General features: G+C 70.9%; 20 protein-coding genes. 7 read left to right on the top strand and 13 right to left on the bottom strand.

The genetic code is table 11. The features are described 5' to 3' along the window. Positions 1-152: 152 nt before the first annotated feature. A complete protein-coding gene (locus tag CcI49_RS36810) occupies positions 153-956 on the bottom strand; it encodes a hypothetical protein (protein ID WP_076834225.1) in 804 nt (267 codons plus the stop codon). 1543 nt (positions 957-2499) lie between these two features. Between CcI49_RS36810 and CcI49_RS44310 the strand changes: the two genes are divergently transcribed. After that, entirely contained in the window at positions 2500-2916 is a 417-nt protein-coding gene (locus CcI49_RS44310) for a winged helix-turn-helix transcriptional regulator (protein ID WP_076834223.1), read from the top strand. Between the two features lie 25 nt (positions 2917-2941). Here the strand turns inward: CcI49_RS44310 and CcI49_RS36800 are convergent, their stop codons facing one another. Beyond that, positions 2942-5914 (bottom strand): BTAD domain-containing putative transcriptional regulator, encoded by a 2973-nt coding sequence (locus tag CcI49_RS36800; protein WP_076834221.1) that lies wholly within the window; start codon positions 5912-5914, stop codon positions 2942-2944. Next, positions 5911-6342 (bottom strand): pilus assembly protein TadG-related protein, encoded by a 432-nt coding sequence (locus CcI49_RS36795; RefSeq protein ID WP_076834244.1) that lies wholly within the window; start codon positions 6340-6342, stop codon positions 5911-5913. The genes CcI49_RS36800 and CcI49_RS36795 overlap by 4 nt, the downstream gene beginning before the upstream one ends. A 263-nt stretch (positions 6343-6605) precedes the next feature. Here CcI49_RS36795 and CcI49_RS36790 point away from each other — a divergent pair, with 263 nt between their 5' ends. From CcI49_RS36790 to CcI49_RS36775, 4 genes are all read left to right on the top strand, one after another. Beyond that, positions 6606-7388 carry a class I SAM-dependent methyltransferase gene (locus CcI49_RS36790; RefSeq protein WP_241840481.1) on the top strand — a complete coding sequence of 261 codons (783 nt, stop codon included), beginning with the start codon at positions 6606-6608 and terminating at the stop codon, positions 7386-7388. Positions 7389-7684: 296 nt separating this feature from the next. Beyond that, positions 7685-8767: a tyrosine-type recombinase/integrase gene (locus CcI49_RS36785; RefSeq protein ID WP_076834217.1), complete on the top strand. Its 1083-nt coding sequence runs from the start codon at positions 7685-7687 to the stop codon at positions 8765-8767. A 4-nt stretch (positions 8768-8771) separates the two neighbouring features. Continuing rightward, on the top strand, positions 8772-9101 hold the full coding sequence (locus CcI49_RS36780; RefSeq protein ID WP_076834215.1) for a helix-turn-helix transcriptional regulator: 330 nt from the start codon (positions 8772-8774) through the stop codon (positions 9099-9101). 368 nt (positions 9102-9469) lie between these two features. Further along, entirely contained in the window at positions 9470-10822 is a 1353-nt protein-coding gene (locus CcI49_RS36775; RefSeq protein WP_198955739.1) for a hypothetical protein, read from the top strand. Between the two features lie 23 nt (positions 10823-10845). On the opposite strand, the gene CcI49_RS36770 is transcribed toward CcI49_RS36775, so the two are convergent. The 10 genes from CcI49_RS36770 to CcI49_RS43920 all read right to left on the bottom strand — a co-directional run bounded on the left by CcI49_RS36770 (position 10846) and on the right by CcI49_RS43920 (position 18608). Further along, positions 10846-11340 (bottom strand): TadE/TadG family type IV pilus assembly protein, encoded by a 495-nt coding sequence (locus CcI49_RS36770; RefSeq protein WP_076834213.1) that lies wholly within the window; start codon positions 11338-11340, stop codon positions 10846-10848. Then, a complete protein-coding gene (locus tag CcI49_RS36765; protein ID WP_076834211.1) occupies positions 11337-11720 on the bottom strand; it encodes a TadE/TadG family type IV pilus assembly protein in 384 nt (127 codons plus the stop codon). The genes CcI49_RS36770 and CcI49_RS36765 overlap by 4 nt, the downstream gene beginning before the upstream one ends. A gap of 175 nt (positions 11721-11895) precedes the next feature. Beyond that, complete coding sequence (locus CcI49_RS36760; protein WP_076834209.1) at positions 11896-12090, bottom strand: hypothetical protein; 195 nt, start codon at positions 12088-12090, stop codon at positions 11896-11898. Positions 12091-12106: 16 nt separating this feature from the next. Continuing rightward, a complete protein-coding gene (locus tag CcI49_RS36755; RefSeq protein WP_076834207.1) occupies positions 12107-13027 on the bottom strand; it encodes a type II secretion system F family protein in 921 nt (306 codons plus the stop codon). Further along, the gene (locus tag CcI49_RS36750) at positions 13024-13923 is read right to left on the bottom strand and encodes a pilus assembly protein TadB (RefSeq protein WP_076834240.1); all 900 of its coding nucleotides are present in this window, start codon (positions 13921-13923) and stop codon (positions 13024-13026) included. The genes CcI49_RS36755 and CcI49_RS36750 overlap by 4 nt, the downstream gene beginning before the upstream one ends. Then, positions 13920-15368: an ATPase, T2SS/T4P/T4SS family gene (locus tag CcI49_RS36745; protein WP_076834205.1), complete on the bottom strand. Its 1449-nt coding sequence runs from the start codon at positions 15366-15368 to the stop codon at positions 13920-13922. Before CcI49_RS36745 ends, CcI49_RS36750 begins: the two co-directional genes overlap by 4 nt. Then, complete coding sequence (locus CcI49_RS36740) at positions 15365-16186, bottom strand: hypothetical protein (protein ID WP_241840483.1); 822 nt, start codon at positions 16184-16186, stop codon at positions 15365-15367. The genes CcI49_RS36745 and CcI49_RS36740 overlap by 4 nt, the downstream gene beginning before the upstream one ends. Before the next feature lie 19 nt (positions 16187-16205). After that, positions 16206-16898, bottom strand: a complete 693-nt coding sequence (locus tag CcI49_RS36735) for an SAF domain-containing protein (protein ID WP_241840477.1) — start codon at positions 16896-16898, stop codon at positions 16206-16208. A 79-nt stretch (positions 16899-16977) separates the two neighbouring features. Then, positions 16978-17736, bottom strand: a complete 759-nt coding sequence (locus CcI49_RS40260; RefSeq protein WP_241840475.1) for a hypothetical protein — start codon at positions 17734-17736, stop codon at positions 16978-16980. Between the two features lie 257 nt (positions 17737-17993). After that, positions 17994-18608, bottom strand: a complete 615-nt coding sequence (locus CcI49_RS43920) for a hypothetical protein (protein ID WP_241840473.1) — start codon at positions 18606-18608, stop codon at positions 17994-17996. A gap of 490 nt (positions 18609-19098) precedes the next feature. Between CcI49_RS43920 and CcI49_RS43915 the strand changes: the two genes are divergently transcribed. Both CcI49_RS43915 and CcI49_RS36715 read left to right on the top strand, forming a co-directional pair. Beyond that, entirely contained in the window at positions 19099-20616 is a 1518-nt protein-coding gene (locus tag CcI49_RS43915; protein ID WP_241840471.1) for a hypothetical protein, read from the top strand. Beyond that, a complete protein-coding gene (locus tag CcI49_RS36715) occupies positions 20613-21263 on the top strand; it encodes a 2'-5' RNA ligase family protein (RefSeq protein ID WP_076834200.1) in 651 nt (216 codons plus the stop codon). The genes CcI49_RS43915 and CcI49_RS36715 overlap by 4 nt, the downstream gene beginning before the upstream one ends. Positions 21264-21390: the final 127 nt, after the last annotated feature.

The raw sequence follows: 21390 nt of genomic DNA, 5'->3' as shown, positions 1-21390 counted from the left end.
CGGATGCGTGTTCGCCAGGTTGGTTGGGGTGGTTTCTGCCCTCACCTTGTTACGCGGCGGGAAGCGTTCCGACCGTCCGATCGAAAACGGTGCAGAAACGCGGAGAGGGCACCGGGAGACTCTCCCGGTGCCCTCTCCGCGAGGAAAGAAGGTCAGTCCTCCCTGCCATCCCGCGTGGCGCGGTAGGTCATCAGTTCCCGTACCGCGTCAGCTCGTTCTGACACTTCCCGGAACTCTGCCAGGGCAGCGTCACGGGTGCGGATCACGGCGCGTCGGGAGCCGTAGGCACCCCCGTAGTGCTTCTGCGCCACCTTGGACAGGATGCCCGCCCGTCCGATGTCATCGGCCTTGTTTCCTTCGTTGAGCACGTCCGCGAGGACAGGGAACTCCCTGCCGTCACCGAACGCGTGGTGCCAGATGGCCTCACTGTTGGCGGCAAGGTGCGTGGAGACTGCTACGAACTCCATGCGGGCCGCAGTCTTCATCAGCTGCGCTCCAGGGGTCGCGTCGGTCTCGCTTGGCTTCTTGTCGATCTTGTAGCCGTTGCGGCGGGCAGCGTCCCGCACGGCGGTGTACTGGATGCTGTCACGGGTGGCGACGAAGGTTCCGCCTTGCTTCGTGACGTAGAGCCAGGAGTCAGGTTCCCGCGTGGCCACGGAGTAGGTCACAGGCTCAAACGTCCGGATGATCTTCCCGAGGAGTTGGGCGAAGAGCAACACCGCGTCCTGGGTGGTGTCGTCACTCGCGTCCGCCGTGCCGTAGCCACGGCCGGTGTAGGTCGCGTTACCGTCCATCCGCTTACGCGAGTCCGTGGCATCGACCACGCGGCAGAACTTACGCGCCTTGAGGTGAATCGCGCGCCAGTCGTCCGCCGTCACCCTAGCCATGGCCTCCCGCTCTACCCGCGTGCCAGGAAGAGCGGACGGCGTGTCCGAAGAAAAGGCGTTGTTGGTCACGAGGTCTCTCCTCTGCTTTGCGGGAACTCCCCGGGGTGTGGTCCCGCGCCCGGTGCCGATATCTAATTCTCCATTTATGTGTGCCCAGATACAACCCCCAATCGTCCGCCAATTCATGATTCTTTATGTGGCAGAACAGTGATGGAATGACAATCGGGGGGCGCGAACCAAAAGGCAAAGAACGGAAGAGTTAAAGTCAAGCGCGAAATGCAAGAAAAAGCAAAAGGCAAGCACGAAAAGGCTGACGGAAGGAAAGGAGTCAACGCACGAATGCAAGAAATGGAGCTTCCGCAGGAGGTGTGCGCCACCAGTGCACCGGTCCCCGCATCGACTATCAGCTCGTAGCCTCGCTATTAAGTCKCGGTGTGCTTGGGTGGGTGCCGTACCTCGTCTGGCCTGCACCAACGGCGCTTCGTTCACCCACCCGTCTTTACGGGGGGTCCGGTGGGGGGTCCCGTGAGGGGTCCGGTGGGGGGTCCGGTGGGCTGTAGGGCTCGGATCTACCTGGCCACTCGCTGGGCGACGTGGCCGCAGCTCGGCCTGCTGGGGAAATCCGCTGCTCAGGGCCTCGCTGTGCATCGCGCTGGCACCACCAGGGCTGGCGAACGCTACCGGTCGCTGGCGCCGGCGGCGCTGGCCCCCGACTGCGGCCGGCCGAACCCTATTCCGGGGGTTGGAGATCCGGATTGATGGCGAACGGTCGGCGCAGCTGGCGAGTGATGGCGAGCCACCTGACACACCCCCACACCGTCCGCCGCCGTACCCTGCCGGCGAAGCATCTGAGCGATCCGCTGATATAGGCTCCATGGCTTTCTGTCAGCGGTGCCAGCTGCCGTTCACCGACTACGGTGTGAAGGTTGGTGCGCCAACCCTCGCCAACAACAGCGACTGGTCCGCACGGAGTCGCCATCATCACCCGTCCTCCAAGCGGAGATGAGAATCCCGACCCTCGCGGCCCATGGTCATGATCCTGCCCCAAAACGACGGGAGCGCGTCTTGGTTGAGATTCCGGAAGAGGCGGGCTCGCGCGAACGCTGATGTCGCGAGGGCTTCTATTTTGTCACCGAGACCGCCGGAATGGCGGATGGGCCGGTCGGGACGAGCCGCCCGCATCGTCGGAGGAGGCGTCGACCGGCAGCCTGCCTGGCCCGGCGGCCTGTCGTTGGAGGGCGGGCTTGTGGGAGCCGCCGGATGAGCCGTCCGGGGGCTGTCGGGCCTGCGGGACCGCGTGACGTGATGAGCATCATGTCGGCGGAGGCGGGCTCGCGGGTTGGTTGGTCGTGCCGTCGCGGTGGCGGCGTTTCCGCAGGTAGTGGGCCTGTGGCGCTGCGATTCGGCTCAGGTCTCTGCGCGGCGGGGCGGTGGACAGACCCTGGTCGGTGCCGTGACGGCCGCATACCGCATTGTCACCTTACGGCCCGATAGTGCAGCCTTGGGGAAACTGCCCGTCACGCAGAGGGGCTACAGGGCGGCGAGGTAGTCGCACTGYGTGGCGGAATGGTCGAGCAGGCCAGGGTTCTGCGGATCTTCCGGGGAGTAGAACGTGACGGGGACTGACGATCTGTCTGACGCTGATCGGCGCATTCTGCTGCATGATCTGCGCCGCACGCTGAGCCCTGGCTGGCTCCCGGACGTGCTGGTCACGCTGTCGGGCGGTCCGCAGGCGTTTACGAGCTTGTTGCGCACCCTGCGCAGCTATGACGTTCCGCGGGGCCGGCGCTGGCCGCAGCCGCTGGTCCAGCAGGCCGTGTTGATCCGGACGTTGCGGTGGATGCAACACCGGGGGCTGGTCGAGCGGATGCGAGAGCGGGTGTTCCCCTTCGGGACGGTCTACTGGCTGACGCCGGCGGCGAAGGAGCTGGCGGATCTGGTGGCGCCGATGGCGGCGTGGGCGGCGGCGCACGAGGAGCTGTTGGAGGTCGATCGGCGGGCGTGGGCCGAGCGGCGGCGCGGCCAGTAGAGGGGCAGGCGCTGTCGGTACGCGGTCAGGCTGACCGCGTACCGGGCGGACCGGGTCGCATCGCGGCCTGGAAAAAGCGATCCGCGTCAGACGTAGGCCGCTCACCGATCTCGGCGAGGGCCACGACGAGCTGGCGGTAGGTGGCCTCGACGGCGTCGTGGCGGCCGAGGCGCGCCTGGGCACGGGCGATTTGGACGTAGAGCCCTTCGTTGTAGGGGTCGAGGCGGCGCAGCGTTTCCAGCAGCTCCAGGCGCTGCGGGTTCTCCTCCCCGACAGCGGCGGTGATGCTGGCCAATGCGTCGGAGACCTGGCGGCGCAGGCTCTCGCGGTGGGTCTCAGCCCAGGTGCCGGCGATGTCGTCGGAGAGGTGGCCGGTGTAGGTGGCGGCCAGCGGCAGAATCGCGGCGAGCTCGTCGGCGGTGGTCGTCGCATGCCTGTGTGCGTCGAGGGCCTCGTCGACCTGCCAGAGGTCGACGGTGATCAGGTCGCGGCGCAGCCGCCAGCGCCGGTCGTCGTGGTCGAAGACGTCGTCGATGGTCCCGCCGGTGGCGGCGGCAAGGCCGCGGCGTAGCTGGCTGATGGCGGCGTAGAACCGGTTGTCCCGCTGGCGTGGGAGTTTGCCGTCGTCAGGCCAGACCGCGTCAATGATCGTTCGGCGGTGGGCGCCGTCGGGATGAGCGGCGAGGTAGGCCAGGATCTCCCGGCTCGGGCCGCCGATGCCGTCCACGGGCTGGTAGCCGCCGTCCGGTGCCCGGTACCGCAGTTGCAGCCGGCCGAACAGGGTGAGCAGCAGCGGCGTGGCCGCCCGCGGCGGACGTGGAGCGCTCGCGGCCGGCGTCGGCGGTACCGCGTCTGTGGGTTCAGCGGGGGCTGCCTCGCCGTCGGGTGGGAGTGGCGTGTCTGGGCCCGGCGGCTCGTCTGCGGTCGGTGACGCGGCGGGCGTTGGCGGAGGCGGCGGTGCGGGTGTGACCGTGGCGCTACTGGGGGGCGGCGCGGAGGTGGGCGGTGGGGGCGGGGGCCCCTGGGTAGGGTTTGCCCGCCGGTATTCCTCCTGGTTGGCGGCCGGGGCGTCGGCGTCGGCGAGCAGGTCGAGCAGCTGGCCGGTGTCGGCCTCGGGCAGGGCGAAAAGCCGGTTGCCGACCAGAGCTGCGGCGATGTCGGGGCTGGCGGCGCCGATCACCCCGTCGGGCCGGACCCGGGCGGTCGCCCCGGGCCGCCACTGCCCGTAGAGGATGCCGACGACGCCGAGGGGGGAGCCGTTGTCGAGGACGGCCTGGAGGCGGCGGTCCGAGGTCTGGTCGGGGGCGGCGAGGACGATCAGAGGCGTCCGGCGGGGGTCCTCGCCGGCGGCGGCGCGCCGTGCTCGGGTGACGACGTCGGCTTCGAGGCGGTCCAGCAGGGTGGGCAGGTCGGCGACGATGTGCAGCCGCTGCGGCGGCGTGGCGGTGGTCTCCTCACCCAGCAGCCGCCGTACGTCGCTGGCGGGGATGAGGATTTCGACGGGGGCGGCGTCAGGCCGGTGGCGGTCGGCGAGGAGGGTGACGAGCAGGGCGCGGATCGCGGCGTCGGCGCCGGGCCCGATCAGGCCGAGGCCGCGGGTGGCGGCGAGGTCGAGCGCGAGAGGTTGGCCGTCGCCGGTGGTGCCCACGACCCGGGTGCCGGGCGGGGCGGCGTGGGCGGTGGCGGTGGCCGCCGCGTGGCGGCGACCGGTGATGTGCGGGTCGCCGGGCGGGCGCACGACGACGAACTCGCCGTCGTCGTCACGTTCCGCGGTGGCGCTGTTGTAGGCGGCGGCGAGCTGGTGAATCACCGGCGCTTCGACAAGGTCGTCGCGGACACCACTGCCGGGGACGTAGTGACGCCGGCGCCACAGCCGCACGGAGGACAGCGCGACGACCAGGAGCGCGACGGCACCCAGCCCGAGGTAGCCGCCGGAGGGGAACTGGACTCCGGGTGGCTGGGACGGGGTGGAGGGGTGCGTGGGCGGCGCGGCTGGTGTGGTCGGCGGCGCGGTGGTGGGGCTGGGTGTGGCCGGGCTGGTGGGCGGGCTGACAGTCGCCGGCGGCGCGGCGCCGCCCGGGGCGGGGGTGCTGGCCGGAGGGGTTGGGGTGGCGGGCGGGCTGGCCGCCGGTGGACCGACAGACGACGGCGCGGTGGGCGTCGGCACAGGGCCGGCGGGTGCCTGGCTGGTCGGAGGTGTGGGCGGAGGGCTGGACGGTGCGTGCCCGGCCGGAGATGGAGCCGGCTGGGTGGGCAGGGTCAGGACCCAGCCGGGGCGGATCAGGCCGGGCTGGGTCAGCGCACGCCCGTCGGCCTGGAGGACGCCGTGGTTGAGGGCCCAGATCTCCGGCCAGCGGGCGCCGTCGCCGAGGCAGCGGTCTGCGATCCGCCACAGGCTGTCGTAGACGCCGTTGGCCGGCAGCTGCACGACCGCGGTCTCCGCCGCGGCGGCCGGCAGCGCCGGGTCGGTCGCGCTGGTGGCGGCGACCGGGACGAACCGAGGGGCGGCGGGTGCGGTGGCGACGGCCGGCGCCGAGGCGGGTCCGCTGGTCGGGGTGAGGGGGCCGCGGGCCTGGAGAACGGTGAGGAGCACCGCGCCCAGCAGGAACGTGGCCAGCCCCCGCATCCCGCCGGCGGGCAGCGGCGGGCCGTGTGACGGCCAGCGGGCTTCGCGGACGACCTCCGGTACGGCGACGACGACCGAGAGGGTGAACGCGGCCCACAGCGGCCAGAGCAGGACCGCGAGGATGTCCAGTAGCAGGGTGTCGTCCATCGGGCCGGTCAGCCGCGTCTCGATCTCGTCCCAGGACGGTACGTGGTGCGGCAGCGGCCAGCCGATGAAATGCGCGAGTCCCCACGGCAATCCGACGATCAGCGCGATGAGTGCGGCGAGGGCGAGGGCGGCGCGGACGAGGCGGCCGAGGGCCAGCCCGCCGGCGGCGAGTCGGCGAAGGATCGGCCGGGCTGGGATCGGCCGGTGGGAGGCGGGTCGGCTCACGGGGCTGCTCCGGCGGCGGGTGGGGCGGGGTGGGCGCTGCCGGTGCCGGTGACGGTGAGCGTGTCCAGTCCGACGATGCCGAGCAGCTGGTTGTGGTGGGTCACGGTCGCTGCGACGTTCACCGTGTTGTCGACGATGGTCACGGTGCCGGTGGCGCCGGCCTGGGTGAGGTAGGCGTGGGCGGCGCCGGTCGCCTCGTCGGGCAGCAGCCGGACCGTGCCGGTGGACCGGTAGGTCGTCAGGTCGAGCTGTTGGGCGCCGGCGCGGGCGGCTTCCTGCGCGATCCCCATTGCGGTGGTCTTGTCGGCGAGCGCGCCGCCGGCGTCGAGGATCAGCCCGCCGAACATCACGAACGCGGCGGCGACGACGACAACGAACGCGGTGACGGTCCCGTCGTCCCGCCCGTGGGCGGCCCGCGGGCGGCTCATGACGCCTGTCCAGGCCGTGTCAGACATGTCTCGGGTTCGCCGACGATCAGATCTTGCTCATGGTAGGGATGTTCCTGTGCGACAGGGTGTTCGACGGGCTCGGGAGATCCTGACGGTTCGCCGGGATTCCCGAACGAACGCTGGTATCTACGAGACATGCACCCTTCTCGCGAACCAAAGCCTTGATGAACGGCCCGGCGGTGCCCTCGATCCGCCTTGGCGTCAGCGTTTCCGCGGGGATAGGCCACGGGGGATGAGCGGTGGTGGGTGACCTGTTCGCCGGAACGGCCGGGTACTACGCGCGCCACCGACCCGGATACCCGCCGGTGTTCCTTGTCGACGTTGCGCGGCGCTGTGCCCTGCCGGCCGCCGGCCGGCTTCTCGACCTCGGGTGCGGGCCGGGAACGCTGACCCTCGCACTGGCAGACCAGGTAGGGGAAGCCATCGGTGTAGATCCCGAGCCGGACATGCTCGCGGAGGCAGCCCGGCAGACGAGCCTGGCCGGCGTCCGTAACGTGCGTTGGATCGAGGCGCGCGCTGAGGATCTTCCGCCGGACCTCGGCCGGTTTCATCTGGTGACGATGGGCCGGTCGTTCCACTGGATGGACCGCGACCGGGTCCTGGAAACCGTTGCGGAGATCCTCGCTCCGACGGGTCGACTCGTGCTCGTCAACGACAACTGCCTGGTCCGGCCCGAGACCGACTGGCAACGAGCCGTCGAAGACGTCCAGGCCAAGTTCCTTGGCACCGTCCGCCGCGCCGGCAGCGGCGTCTTCACACCACCCGCGGAGCCGCACGAGGCTGTCCTTGGACGATCCGCGTTCCGGCGAGTGGAACGAGTCGTCTACACCTTCGACCGGCTTTGGACGGTCGACCAGATCATGGGCTATCTGTACTCGACATCGTTTCCCGTCAAACGACTGCTTGGTGACCGACGCCCCACCTTCGAGGCCGAGATCACCCAGGCACTGCGCGTCTACTCCCCGGACGGCAGATTCGTTGAACCCGTCCGCCTCGAAGCGTTCTACGCCTCTCAAGGCGCGTGACCGCCGACGATCCAAACCGGCCGGTCCCCGTCCTGTTCGCGAACCAACGCCGACCGCTGGACACATCACCCGCCACCGCCCAGGTTTCCATAGGCCGATATTCGAAAAGCCGCGTACTCACCTGAATCTTCCAGACATGTCGCCAGCTCCTCATCGGGCCGCAACGTCGTCCGTCCCGCCTGTCCTGGTGCCAACGGGTTAGACAGGCCACTGCGTGATCCCGATGTTCTGTCGGGATTCCCGAACGGGTGCTGGTATCTCCGAGGCATGGACGCGATCTGTGAACCGAGCTGCTGGTGAGTCTCGCGGTCGTCAGGTCGATCGGGGCAGGCCTTGTGCGTAGTGCGCAGGAGCTGGAGGACTTCGAGCAGGAACTCGTCGATCAGTACGCCCTGGCGATGGTGGGTGCCGGCTGCACGGACCATCACGTGGCGGCGGAGCGGGCGACGGTGTTCGAGTTCGTCCGGTTCCTCGGCCGGCCAGTGTGGACGACCGAGGCGGTGGACGCTGACCGGTATTTGACGTGGCTGCGCCGTGATCGCCGGCTGGCGAGGAGCACTCTGTTCGCGAAGGCGCTGGTGTTGCGTCATTTCTTCGACTTCCTCGTGGCGCGTTACCAGGGTGACGTCCACGCGCTGACCGGTTATGTGGTCACCCAGCCGATCGACGAGTTCAACCGCCCCACGAAGCCGTACTTCGACTCGCCCCGGGTGCCGCCTTCGGACGTGGAGGTGGAACGGCTGTTCGCGGCGTGGCGCGAGTCGCTGCCCGAGGCGCGGAAGTTCCTGCCCGCGGCGCGGGACTATCTGGCCGCGTCGTTGTGGCGGCGCGCTGGGCTGCGGATCAGCGAGACAGTGATGTTGGACGTGCGGGACTGGCGGCCTGATCTCGGTGAGCTTGGCAAGCTGCACGTCCGGTTCGGTAAGGGCAGCCGAGGACGCGGGCCGAAGACCCGGCTGACCCCGGCGATCAACGCGGTAGGTGAGCTGTTGGAGTGGTGGCTCGCCGACGTGCGTCACCAGTTCGGCGACGACTGGTCGGACCCGGACGCGCCGATGCTGCCGAGTGAACGCCGCGACCGTGACACCGGCCGATGCCTGCGGGCGGGTGCCGATGCATTGCGCTCGGGTCTGGCCGGCGCGGTCAGGCTGTGGCTGCCGGCGTGGAACGGCCGGCTGACACCGCACGCGTTGCGGCACTACTGCGCGTCGTCTCTCTACGCCCGCGGCGTCGACCTCAAAGCGATCCAAGAATTGCTGGGTCATTCCTGGTTGTCGACCACGACCCGGTACATCCACGTCCACGACGGCCACGTCGAGCAAGCATGGGCGCAGGCCAACGAGCGGGTCGCGGCCCGCCTGACCGGAGTAGAAGGGTGAGCCGGTGCGCTGGAATCTGCGGATGAAGGCCGCCGAGCGCGGGATCTGGAAGTCCACGGAGATGCGCCGGCTGCTCGCCGACGCCGGGCTGGAGATCAGCGCCGGAAAAATGTCGGCGCTGTGGACCACGACCCCGACCACGATCCGTCTCGACGACCTCGACGTGTTCTGCGCAGTGCTGGAATGCACCCCGACAGACCTGTTGATCGCCGAACCCGACAAGGTCGCCGCAGCGCGGAAACGGACAGCGCGCGCGGCCGGGGAACCCGACGGGCAGCGTCCGCCGGGAGTCACGCCCAAGCTTGGACGCATCCGTTCGCTGCCGCCGGCGTGACCGCAGTACGGCAGCGGACGTGCACCGTCTGCGCGAGACAGCCAGTGGCGATGACCGGGGTGGCGTTCTGTTTCGGTTGCTGGCCGGACGGCCCCGTCGTGCCACCACCGTGTGTGCGGTGCGGCTCGCGGCGCGAGTACTACACCAGCGGTGTCTGCGCCCGCTGCCACCCGTCGGCCTGCCCGACGGTCGACTCGTGTCTGGACTGCCATGCGTGGGGCGCGACCCGCACCCACAAGTGGCTCTGCCACGGCTGCCTGACCTGGCGGAGGAACAACCCCGTCGTCGGGCCGTGCCCATACTGCGCCCGCACGCTGCACCTCGGGGGCGACCGGAGCGCCTGCCGACTCTGCTACAAGCAGGCCAGCATGGTCCGCGGCACGGATGGGACGCTGGACCTTGAGGGCGCCAACCGGCACGGCCAGCAGCTGTTCCTCGCCGACATGTTCCTGCGGCGCGGCCTGCGCCGGCCGCAACCACCGGACGGCGACGAAGTCCTCCCGCCGCCGGTCGAACCGCACGAGCAGCTGACGCTGCTCACCGTGCCCCGCGACCTCGCTGCGCACGGCCGTCGCGCCCTGCACCAACGCGCCGACCCGCGCCGAGCGGCCGAGCTCGACCAGCACGCCCGCGACCTGGCCGCCGAACTCGGCTGGAGCACCCGCCAAGTCAAGGACACCTACTACGGCCTGCGCATCGTGCTCGGCCTCCAGGACGCCACCGCAGGGCCGATCAAAGCCAGCGACGTGAACCTGCTCGCCGACATCGACCTTCCCGTCTGGACCGTCCTGGCCGTGCTGTCCCGCGCCGACATCTTGGAGGAAGACCGCACCCCGGCCCTCGACATCTGGTTCGCCAGCCAGACCGCCGGCCTGCCCGCACCGATGGCCGAGGAACTCGGCATCTGGTTCGGCGTGATGAAGCACGGCAGCCCGACCCCACCCCGGCGAAGGCCCCGCGCCGAAATCACGATCAACGTGCACACCCGCTGGGCACTGCCCACCCTGCGCACCTGGGCCGCCGCCGGCCACACCTCGCTGCGCGAGATCACCCGCGAGCACGTCCTCGACGCGCTGCCCGCCTCCGGCAACCCCCGCTCCACAGCCGGCCAGGGCCTCAAGTCGATATTCAGGCTGCTCAAGGCCCGCGGCGTCCTGTTCATCGACCCCACGAGCCGCGTCAAGACCGGTGATCACCAGAAGCGCGAACCCCTGCCCGCTGATGTCGCCGCAATCCGCCGCGGCCTGAACTCGCCGAACCCCACCCGAGCCGCCGTGGTCGCGCTCGTCGCCTTCCACGGCCTGCGCCCCGGCCACCTGCTCCGCCTGAAACTGACCGACGTCCGCGACGGCCGCGCCTACGTCGATGGGCGCACCATCGTCCTGGCCGAGCCCGTCCGCGAACGCCTGGCCGCCTACCTCAACGAACGCCGCCGACGCTGGCCCAACACCGCGAACCCGCACCTGTTCATCCATCACCTCAGCGCCACACGCACCGAACCCGTCGGCAGGCGCTGGATCTACCGCATCGTCGGACCCGAGCTGTCGCCCTCGGCCATCCGCGAAGACCGCATCCTCAACGAAACCCACGCCACCGGCGGCGACTCCCGCCGCCTCGCCGACCTGTTCGGCCTGAGCATCGCCGCCTCCGGCCGCTACACCGCCACCCTCGATCACCCAGACCTCACCGCCGACGCCCAGCGGTCTCCAAGCGGTTCGTGAACCGAAGCACCAACCCGCCGCGATCACACCCCACCACCACTTCGGTTCCCCGGCGGCGGCGCTTCAGAAATCGCGAACCCAAGAGCCTTGTCGCCGAACGTGTCCACAGGCGAGGTCGAGGAGGCGCGCAGGGTCGCGCTGCCCGGGGTCGCGAGCATCGCGAGGTCGTCGAGCCGAACAGTGCAGGCGACGGTCACCCGGACCAGAGCGCCCGGAGCCAACCCGGCGGTGTCGGTGTCGACCGTCAGATCCTGGCAGGTGACCCCGGCCCCGGCCAGGGCGGTCTGCGCGGTGGTGCGGGCGTCAGCGACCGCCTCGGCGGGGGTGGCGGCGATCGAGGCCGCGCGGGCGGCCTGGTGCGCGACGTCGGCCATCCGCAGGCGCGCATCGGACACGCGGTAACACAGCACGAGGAACAGCAGCATGAGCAGCAGCACGGGCAGAATCAGCACCAGTTCGGCCGTCGCGGAACCCCGGTCCGAGCCCGTCGCCGCAGGCGGGGAGGGCAAGGGCGTCACAGGACCGGCCGCCTGCGCTCGACGGCCCCGGCCGCGTCAGCATCGATCCCGAGCCGAAGCCCAGGGATCACGCTGGCAGCGGTGCCGTGGACGTGGACGGTCGCAGCCTCGCCGTCGCGGGTGACCGTGACCTGCGGACTGGTGAGGCTGGCCCGGCCAAGCTGATCGAGAGTGTCCTGCGCCTGCTGCTCGCCGGCGGCGACGCTGCCGCCGTCGGCGCGAGCGGCGGCCAGGGCACGGGTGGCGGTGGTCTGTGCGATGTGGCTGGCATGAGCCCAGACCGTGACCTGCGCGAGGATCAGCACGATCGTCAGCACCAGCGGCAGGACGAAAATCATCTCGACGGTCAGCGCGCCGGTATCCGCCCGACGGCGCGGCACCTGCGCGGATACGGGTCGGCAGGACCGCCGGCCGTTCCTCGGACGGGCACGGCCACGGCGTGGGCGCCACCGGGCGCCACCGTCCCTCGGTGGACGTCCAGCCCTGGGGCGGCCGGAGGCCGGACGGCGTCGTCGGTCATGGACCGGCCGGACAGGTGCTGTCATCATTGGCCGTCTACTCGAAAACGACGTTTCGGGCAGCTTCCAAGATTTGTGGTCCGAAGATTCCGATCACGGTGAGTGCGAGGGCTGCCAGAAAGGCGATCCAGATCACCTGCTCGGTGGTGGAGCCCCGGTCGCGGTCGTCGGGCGGTGCCTTGGTGTAGCGGTCGACAGCCTGCAACCACCAGGCGTAGAAACTGGCGAACACCGAATCCTCCGTCTTTTCACAGCGAGTTGGATATTTGGGTCAGGGCTGGATAGAAGACGAAGACGATGAAGCCGATGGCGATCAGAACACCGGGGACACTCATCCGTTCGGTTGCGGCGTTCGCGTCCGCTTCGGCGTCCTGGGCCTGGCGGACCCGCAGCGCGCCGGCCTTGGCTTCCAGGCTTTGACGGACCCGGGCCCCTTCGGTACCGGCCAGCGCAACCGCGTCCGCGAGCTCCGTCAGCTCCGAGATCTGAAGATCCGCACCGAGCCGGCCCAGCGCGACCCAGGGGCTGACCCGCGTTTCGCGGGCGGTCCGCAGCGTCCGGCGGATCGCCACGAACGGCCAGCCGGTGCCGATGGTCGCCGCGTCGGTCAGCGCGGTCTCCACACCCGCCCCGCCGGCGAGAAGAACCTGGATCAGGGACAGGTAAGCCGACAGCGCATGCCGGAACGCCCGACGCTGACGCGCTGCCTCGGCTTTCACGGTGAGGTCGGGCAGCAGGAATCCGCCGACCGCGAGGAACAGCGCGAGCGCGACCGGCACCACCGGGGGAAACGGCCGGCCGCCTGCGGCGAAGGCCAGCCCAACGACCGACGGGAAGAGCAGACCGGCAAGGCCCGCGGTGGCTTTCTCCGCCAGGTGGGCCTCGACGGAGCGGCCAAGTGCCGTCAGGTCCTGGCGCAGCGCCGTGGTGGGCAGGCCCGCCGCGCGCAGAACACCGACGAACGGCCGTCCCGCCCGCACAGCCCAGCCGTCCTGCTCGTCCGGAACGCCCACCGCAACGTCGGGCGTCGCAGCGGCGGGAGCCGCCGGGATGGGGTCTTGCCGGGCCAGTACCTCCTCCAATGACGGCCGTGGTGGGAACAGCCACACGGCCAGCGCCCACAGACCGACCCCGACCCCTGCCGCCAGGAGCATCAACAGCACACTCATCCCAGCACCCGCCCCACCGCGGGAACCGCTGCCTCCGCCGGCGCGGTCTCCTCGCCGCGCAGGAACCGGCCCGGGTTCTCAATCTTCGACATGCGCTTCAGCCACACGAACCCGGCAACGAAGATCGCCCCAACGGCCAGCAGGACCATCTGCCCGGTAGCTGAGCTGTACGGCTCCAGGAACGCACGGTTGAAGATCACAAGCCCGCCGGCGAACACCAGCGAGGTCACGACGACGACCCGCATCGTGGTGCGCATCCGTGCCCGGCCGACCTCGATGCGGCCCAGCATGTCGACCTGGGCGCGGGCCGTGGCCGCGAGCTGGCCAAGCAGCCCGGACAGCTGCCGGGCCTGATGCTCGCTGGCCAGGATCAGCGCGCCGATCACAAGATCGGCCAGCGGATCATCCAGATCGTCCGCGAGCGTCCGCAACGCCGGACCCAGCCGCTCGCGGCGCTCGACGCGGGCAACCAGGAGCGCGATCTCGCCGCGGATCGCCGCCGGGGCGGCGGGCGTGGTCGCCACGATCGCCTGCTCCAGGCCGGCCGCGGCGGCGAGGGTGTCACGCAGCTGCTCAGCCCACACCGCGATGCCCTGCGTCCGTGCGACGTGGCGGGTCTGTTCCCGGTCCGGGCCCAGCATCCGCGGCAGCCCGTAGACCCCCATCGCGATCAGGAGGCCGCCGACGACCCAGCCCGTCACCGCGCCCGCGACGATCCCGGCCGCCGCCGCGGCGGCGGCCCACCGGCCGAACCGCGGGTTCGTCCGCCACGGCCGGGGCACCACCAGCCTGCGACGAGGACGCCCGGCGTCGTCGTCGGACCCACGCCAGCCGTAGACGATCAGCAGCAGGCCGGCGCCGACCCCGAGGCCGAGCAGCCCGAACAGACCGGTCATCCCCACCACCCCTGGGACAGCAGGTCCGGGTTCAACCCGGCGTCGATCAGGTCGTCGAGCAGGTCGCCGGTCGGCGGGGCGGCAGGCAGGCCGCGCCGGTCTGGACCCGGCCGGTACAGCTCGTTCGTGATCACCTGGGTGCCGTCGGCGTCTACGACCTCCCGCACCGACGACACCACCCGCCGGCCGCGTTCGCCGCGCGGCTCGGCCAGGTGGACGACGACGTGGATCGCTGAGGCGATCAGGAGGTTCGTCGCCTCGACGGGCAGCCGTTCCGGTCCTTGCACGGCGTAGCTGGCCAGCCGGGTGAACACACCCCGCGACGTCGAGGAGTGCAGGGTGGTCATTGAGCCGTCGTTGCCCTGGCTCATGGCGTTGAGCATCGGGATCACCTCGCTGCCTCTCACCTCGCCGACGATCACCCGGTCCGGGGACATCCGTAGCGCGGCCCGGACAAGGTCGGAGGCGGAGATCGCGCCTTCGCCTTCGGTGTTGGGTTCGCGGACCTGCATCGCGACCACGTCCGGGTGGGCCCGCTCGTCGGCGTCGAGCCCGAGCTCGTAGACGTCCTCGACCGTGACCAGCCGTTCGCTGGGCGGGATCTGGTCGGCGAGCGCGAGCAGCATCGTGGTCTTCCCGATCGCCGTCCCGCCGGCGACCACGATGTTCTTCCGCGCCCTGACCAGCGCGCCGAGCAGCGCCTCCAGCCCGTAGTCGATCGTCCCGTTGGCCCGTAGTCCAGCCAAGGTGACGTGGCGGAACCGGTGCCGCCGGATGCTCACGCTCGGCCGTTGGGTGACGGCCATGACCGCGAACACGCGGCTCTTGTCGGCCAGGTGGAAGTTGACCATGGGGGCGCCGCGGTCCCAGCGGCGTTCCTCCACCCCGGCGTGGGCTGCGAGGTCCCGGATGAGCCCGATCAGCTGGGTGTCCGAGTCGGTGATCGCTGGCAGCCGCTGCCGGCTGCCGTCGGCCCGGCGGATGAACACCCGATCCCCGTTGATGTTGATGTTCTCGATCGACGGGTCGGCCAGCAGCGGTTCGAGACCGCCGAGCCCGAGGACCTCGGCGAGGACCTCCGCGAGGACACGCTGCTCGTCCTCGGGCGTCAGGACCCCCACACCGCGGGCCAGCTCGGCACTGGTGTGTGCTTCGGTCAGGTCCACGAGCACGGACCGGGCGAACGCCTCACGCGCGCTTGCGGTCAGCGGCGGGGAGCCGGCGTCCTCGTCCGTACGCAGCCGGCGGGCGAGCGCGGCCCGCAGTCCGCCTCGGAGTCGACCGCGTAGGGCATCAGCCGCCGACCCGGTGGCCCGGCCCGGAAGATCAGTAGGCGCGGACGGACCCCCACCGCCACCGCTCCAGGCCGCGAGCGGACCGGGCCAGCCCGCCCCGTTCCCCGACGCCGGACGGCGCGGGTCGTCGGGCCAGGACGGGACCGTCATCGCCGCCCCGCCCGGGTCGGGGCCGGCGGCAACGCGACACGGCCATCAATCCCGCCGGGCGCCGCCTCCAGCGCCGGACGTTCCACATCGGCCGGCGCGGTGGCGGCGAGATGGCCGGCGATGCCCGCCGCCGTCCGGCCGAGCTTCGACCGGCCGATCCCGGTGCGGGTCTGGCGACGACCGGCGAGCACCTCCGCAGCCGGGGTGTCATACGGCACCGGACCCAGCACCCGCGACCCCAGCACTCGGGCGATCTCGCGCACCCGGTACTCCGGCGCCTGACGGGGCTGGGCGACGACCACGACATACCAGTCCGGCACACCCCAGCCCTGCACCGCCTGCATCCGCGCCGCCAGATGCGCCAGCTCGTCGTCCCGCGCCCGTCCCACAAGCAACAGCACGTCCGCCACTCGCAACGCCGGCAGTGCGGGTGAACGCGGATCGAGCCGGCCGCAGTCCACGATCACCGTCCGCCCACCCGTCCGCGCCGCGGACCACAGCAGAGACCAGCCCCCGCCGTCCAGCTCGCCGAGCACCTGACTGGCCTGCTCCGCACCGGCGGGGGCCGGGATCACCTGAAGACCACCAGGCAGCTCATGCACGTGGTCGTCGACCGGGCGGGCCTGCCCGCCCCGTCGGCCGGCAGCAGCGAGCGTGACCAGCCCCCGCCCACCCGCCAGCAACCCGAACCGGGCACCGAGGTCGCCGCCCGCTGGGTCGGCCTCCACCACCAGCGGCTCCCCGCCGCCTGCCGGCCAGCGATCCGCCAGCGCCAGCGCCAACGTCGTCGCCCCCGGACTGCCTTTCAACGAACCCACCGCGATGATCAAGGACGGGTCACCTGCCCGTTCCGTTGACCGTCACGACGCCGATCTGCCCGGTCGGCGCCGCCGCCAGCGCGCGGGCATCGGCCTCGGCGAGCTGAAGCGACACCACCGTCGTCTGATCGGTGTCCGCCGCCACCACGGCCACGACCGTCGCCGGCCACGAACGAGCCGCCTCCGAGGACCCGGTGGTCGACACGGCGCTGGTCGCGGGGGCGACGACCACAGCCACCCGCGAGCCGGCCGACAGACCGGTCGGGAACTGGCCGGCCTTCAACGCCACCGCCGCGATCGCCTCTCCCCGCGGCGGGACCTGCGCGGCACCGACCGCCGCCCGGCTGAGCACCGTGCCCGCCGGAAGGCTGTAGGCCACCGGCCGGCCCAGCACGGTGTCCTTCGACCCCGCGGGGATCGTGTCGAGGCCGTCGGTGGAGATCCGCGCCTCCCGCACATCGGCCGCCGCCAGGACGTGGCCCACCGCGACGGGACGGGCCAGCACCAGCACCGGTTCCCGCGACCCCACGCGGGCGCCCGCGAGCAGACCCGCGGCGGCACAGCCGATCACAAGGACGACCCCGAGAAGGAGATACGGCAGCCGGCGCCGCCGCCGTGGGCCGCCGGTCAGCCGCGCGGCCGGCGCCGCACCGGCGTGCCGGGCGCCGCGCTCCGCGCCGGCGGTACGCGGCGCCGACGACGGGGTGGTCACCACGACACCTCCCCGCCGCAGCACCCACAGGGTGGGTGCGCCTCAGTGGCTCGCCGGGCCGTATCGATCGTGGTCGTCATCAGCCACCGCCTGCTGTGAGCGCGGGAACATCGATCACTCGGGCCTGCGTCGTCGACACAGTCGTCAGTCCCGGGAACGTCCCGGCCTGGCCGGCGCCGGCCCAGGTCACGTCCCAGCGCACTGTCGCCGTCACCGCGAACGTCCCGCCCGGCGTGTCCAGCGAGCGGTGGCGGTAGGTGTAGCCGCAGTCCGGCGACGCGCTCTTCGGATCGGCCCCATCCGGGAACGGCGTGCCCGGACCCGTACACGCCACGGTTGCGCCGTCCCCGAGCGACCAGGACACCTGCACCGGCTTGGCGACCGCTGTCACCGACACCCCGCCCGCCGCCGCGGTCGCCGCCACCTGGTTCCACCCTGCCGCGTCCAGCCACAGCCACGTCGGCAACCCCACCAGCTGATCCACCACAGGGTTCATCACGATCTGCGGGCCGGAAAGCCGCAACTGGCTGCGTGCTTGCTCCGCCAACGCCTCCGGGTCCGGCGCAGGAGCAGCTCCCGGACCGGCGTTCGGTATCCACACCGGCGGCCGGTACAGCGCATCCCGCACCCCGGCCGTCGAGCACCGGTAGATGTACCAAGCACCCGGCCCCTGCCCCGGCTGGGAAGCCACAGGACGCACCGACGGGCCCGACGAGCCGAGCACCGCGGGCCGCACCATCAGGCCGCCCGTTGCCGACGGCTGATAGGAGACGGGCCGCACCCCGCCAGCGGGCGGCTGGTAGTCACTGCGGACATACGCGCAATCCGCGATCGGCAATGCGGGTGGGTCCAAAGCCCTGTCACCCGGAGGGGCAGAACGCGCCTGCCCGCCGCTCCCACCCGCCGGAGGAACGGCGGGCGCAGGAGCGCCATCCGGCGCTGGGGCGGTAGTGCCGTCGTCCCCGGCGAGCAGGTCGCACCCGGGCTTAGGGTTCTGGCTGCAATCCGTTCTGCCGTAGATGCCACCGGCGGCGGCCGGGGAGGCAAATAGGCAGATGGTTGCCACCGCGAGAACGGCGAGGTTGGCGGTTCTTCTCATTGGCACGTTCCGGCGGTGTCGATCCCGTACTTGGTCACCCGCCATTTGCCATCAGTGTGCAGCCGTACCTCGGCGACAATCCGATGCGACGCCCCCGGCGTGCTGTTCAGCAGAGACCCGTCGGTTCTGTACTGCAACCAGTTCCTGTCATCGCCGCAGTCTTCGATCATCACCGACTTCGGCTCGTTTTCCGAAGTCACCGACGTCACCCGCGGGTTGTTCACCGGTTCGCCTCTGGCGACCAGACCGTTGTAGTGGTCGGCATACAGGTTGCCGGTGATGACCTGCAAAGCGTCACCTGCGGCGTACTGCGACAGATACGGCGCCTGCCAATCGGAGGTGTGGCTGGCCTGCGCGTACGCCTTCCACATCCCGAGGTACGCCGCCACCGCGTCCCGTCGCGCGACATCCGCCGGAGACGTCGGCGTAGGTGACACAGACGCGGGAGCTTGAGCGGAAGCGTCGGCGGCGCTGGGAGTCGGGGCGGGCTGCGAACCATCCCCCGAATCGCAGCCAGCGGCGAGAGTCAGCACCGCGGCGATCAGGGCGCCCGCGCTCGCGAGGCGCAGCCGTGTATCGCGGCGCCGTTCAGACCGACGAGTCCCGTCCACAGCGCTCCACCTCGTAGGCCGTTCCACGCAGGGCGATCACCCGCCCGGACGGGTGGCCCTCAGATGACCCTTACCGTCTAGGACTACTCCGGTGGAAGCGATTTGTGGCGTTCTAACTTTTCGGTCTGATCGGCGTCCCAGCACGAAATGACTCAGAAGAGCTAGCCTCGTTGGTCCGGATGGGCTAGCACAACGGATCGTTGTGCTAGCCCATCCGGACCAGTAGGAGGTGCTCAGAGATCCTCGTCGAACCGCGGCCGAAGGCGGACGGCAACCCGCGCCAACGCGGGCACCGCTAAAACCCGCACACACCCACAGGAGCCCTTCGGCAGCCCGCGAACACGCCAAGGCAGGTCGAGCCGGGGGACACGGCGCAGCCGGCCGTACCGGACCGCTTGGGACGATGAGGATCGAGGGCTACTGTTGGCGCATTCCGACTCGCTGTCCGCCGCCAGCTGTGGTGCGGAACGAGGGAGGAGCCCAAGACCTCGTGACGACCAGGCCCAGTCTGCGGGTGGAGCAGGCGGAGCTACGGGCGCGGATGCGCACTGTGGGTATGTCCCATGACGAGATCGCCGTCGAGTTCGCCCGCCGTTACCAGCTGCGCCCCCGTGCTGCCTACCGCGTCGCCCACGGCTGGACTCAGACGCAGGCCGCGAACCACATCAACGCCCACGCCGCCCGCGCCGGCCTCGACCCGGACGGCGCCGCGCCCATGACCGGCCCGAAGCTGTCGGAGCTGGAGAACTGGCCGCTGCCGAAAAACCGCCGCCGGCCCACCCCCCAGATCCTCGCGCTGCTCGCCGAGGTCTACGACACCAGCGTCCACAGTTTGATCGACCTCGACGACCGCGAAAACCTCGCCCCCGCCGACAATCTCCTTCTCAGCATGACGCCAAAAACCGCGCGGGTCGGACCCGAAGAACTACCGAAACCCAGACGTGCGGTACAGGTAGAGATCGTAGGAAAAGGCATCAGGCCGCCTACTCCGGGGATCACGTCGCCGGCTGCGTCGCTTGGTGGAGGGTTTGACCGGCAGGCGGAAATGTTCGACATCGGCCTTCGGCTTCAATATCTCGCAGGACCCTCGACGCAAACGCCTTTCCTCGACTATCTCGACGTTTTCATCGAGGACTGTGTCGCCTCCTATGAGGCGCGGGGCCCGGGGCATCTGATGCCCGTTGTCGTGCGCCAGCGGAAGGGCGTGCAGACCCTCGTCGAGGGCTGGCAGACGTCCCGGGACCGGGTCCGGCTGCTGCGGGCCGCGGGGCGGCTGTCGGGGCTGGCCGGCTATATGGCGGTGAACCTCGGGGACTTCCCACTCGCGCGTGCCTACTGTGTGGAGGCGTTCACCCTCGCAGTTGCCGTCGAGGACAGCGATCTGGCGGCCTGGGTACGGGGCACCGAAAGCCTGTGCGCCTACTACGCCGGTGACTACCGGCTGGCGTTGGAACGGGCACGCGAGGGACAGACCCACGCCGCGGGCGGGCCGCAGGCGACCCGGCTGGCCGTCAACGGTGAAGCCCGCGCCTTGGGTCAGCTCGGCGACCGCGACGGTGTGCGGGAAGCCGTCGGCCGCGCGTTCGACCTCGCCGCGGACACCGAGCTACCCGAGGGCATGTCGCCGTGCATCTCCTTCGGCGCTTACAGCCTGGCGCGGATCGCGGCGAACGCCGCGACCGCCCACGTCGGCACCGGCGAGACCGCCCTCGTCCAGAGCTACGCCCAGACCGCCAGCGGCATGCCGGGCGCGGACCGTTCCCGGTGGAGCGACGTCCTGATCACCCTCGATGTCGCCACCGCGCTGACGGCCGGCGCCGACCCCGATCCGGAACACAGCGCCGCGCTCGGCGTCGAGGCCCTCACCCGTGCCGGTGCCGCCCCGATCGAGTCGATCCGCCAACGCGGCCAGGAACTGGCCCGCCGCACCGCGCCGTGGCGGATCCTGCCCGCCGTCGCCGAACTCGCCGAGGTGACCCAGACGCTGCCCCGCGGCGCGTCACAGTGAGCGAGCACGATCCGGTCCATGACGACTGGGAACGCTTCCGGGTCCTACCCTCCATGATCGACCACTGGGACCGGCCCGGCTGGACCCCGGGCCGGAGCAGCTTCCACTGGTTCCTGACCTTCGACAGCGCCGCGCTACGCGACCTCGCCGCGACCTGCCAGCAGCAGCTGCACGACCTCGCCTGTCTCGACCCGGTACCCGCCGACGGGCTGCACCTCACCGTGCGCCGGCTCGCGTTCACCGACGAGATCGACCCCGCCACCCTCGCCGCGGTCACCCGCCGGGTCGCTGAACAGTGCGGTCACCAGCCGGCGTTTCGGCTGAGGGTCGGACCGCTGGCCGGATCGAGCGGCGCGGTCCGCTTCACCGTCACCCCCTGGGAACCCCTGGCCCGGCTGCGGGACGCCGTGGACGACGCGTCCATCGCCTGCGGCCTGCCCGCCGTCGAGCGGCGTTTCCGGCCGCACGTCGGCATCGCCTACTGCAACCGCGATACGCCTGCGGAACCGCTCATCCACCGGGTCGCGGGGCTGCGTGACCTGCCCCCCGTCGAGGTCTCCGTGGCCGATCTACGGCTGGTGCGGCTGTACCGGGAAGGCCGGACCTACCAGTGGGGCACCGCGGCTGTCGCCCCTCTGAGCGCCTGACACGTCTCGTCTGGTCGCCCGGGTCGGACGGCGCGAGCCGCACCCATCGGATGCCGGTCAATAGCGGTCCAGCACATCGGCCGTTGATGGGGACGCTGCGGCTTCCCCTGAAATGGTGTGGGTAGCG

The organism is Frankia sp. CcI49, from assembly GCF_001983215.1.
GTDB lineage: Bacteria > Actinomycetota > Actinomycetes > Frankiales > Frankiaceae > Parafrankia > Parafrankia irregularis.
The sequence above is the reverse complement of the archived record's forward strand: the minus strand, read 5'-3'. Positions and strand labels throughout refer to the sequence as shown.

Bases quoted from the DNA above. Each gene is read 5' to 3' on its own strand.
- CcI49_RS36795 (WP_076834244.1), bottom strand. From the start codon at position 6,342: ATGAGCCGCCCGCGGGCCGCCCACGGGCGGGACGACGGGACCGTCACC.
- CcI49_RS36775 (WP_198955739.1), top strand. From the start codon at position 9,470: ATGGTCCGCGGCACGGATGGGACGCTGGACCTTGAGGGCGCCAACCGG.
- CcI49_RS36755 (WP_076834207.1), bottom strand. From the start codon at position 13,027: ATGAGTGTGCTGTTGATGCTCCTGGCGGCAGGGGTCGGGGTCGGTCTG.
- CcI49_RS36750 (WP_076834240.1), bottom strand. From the start codon at position 13,923: ATGACCGGTCTGTTCGGGCTGCTCGGCCTCGGGGTCGGCGCCGGCCTG.
- CcI49_RS36745 (WP_076834205.1), bottom strand. From the start codon at position 15,368: ATGACGGTCCCGTCCTGGCCCGACGACCCGCGCCGTCCGGCGTCGGGG.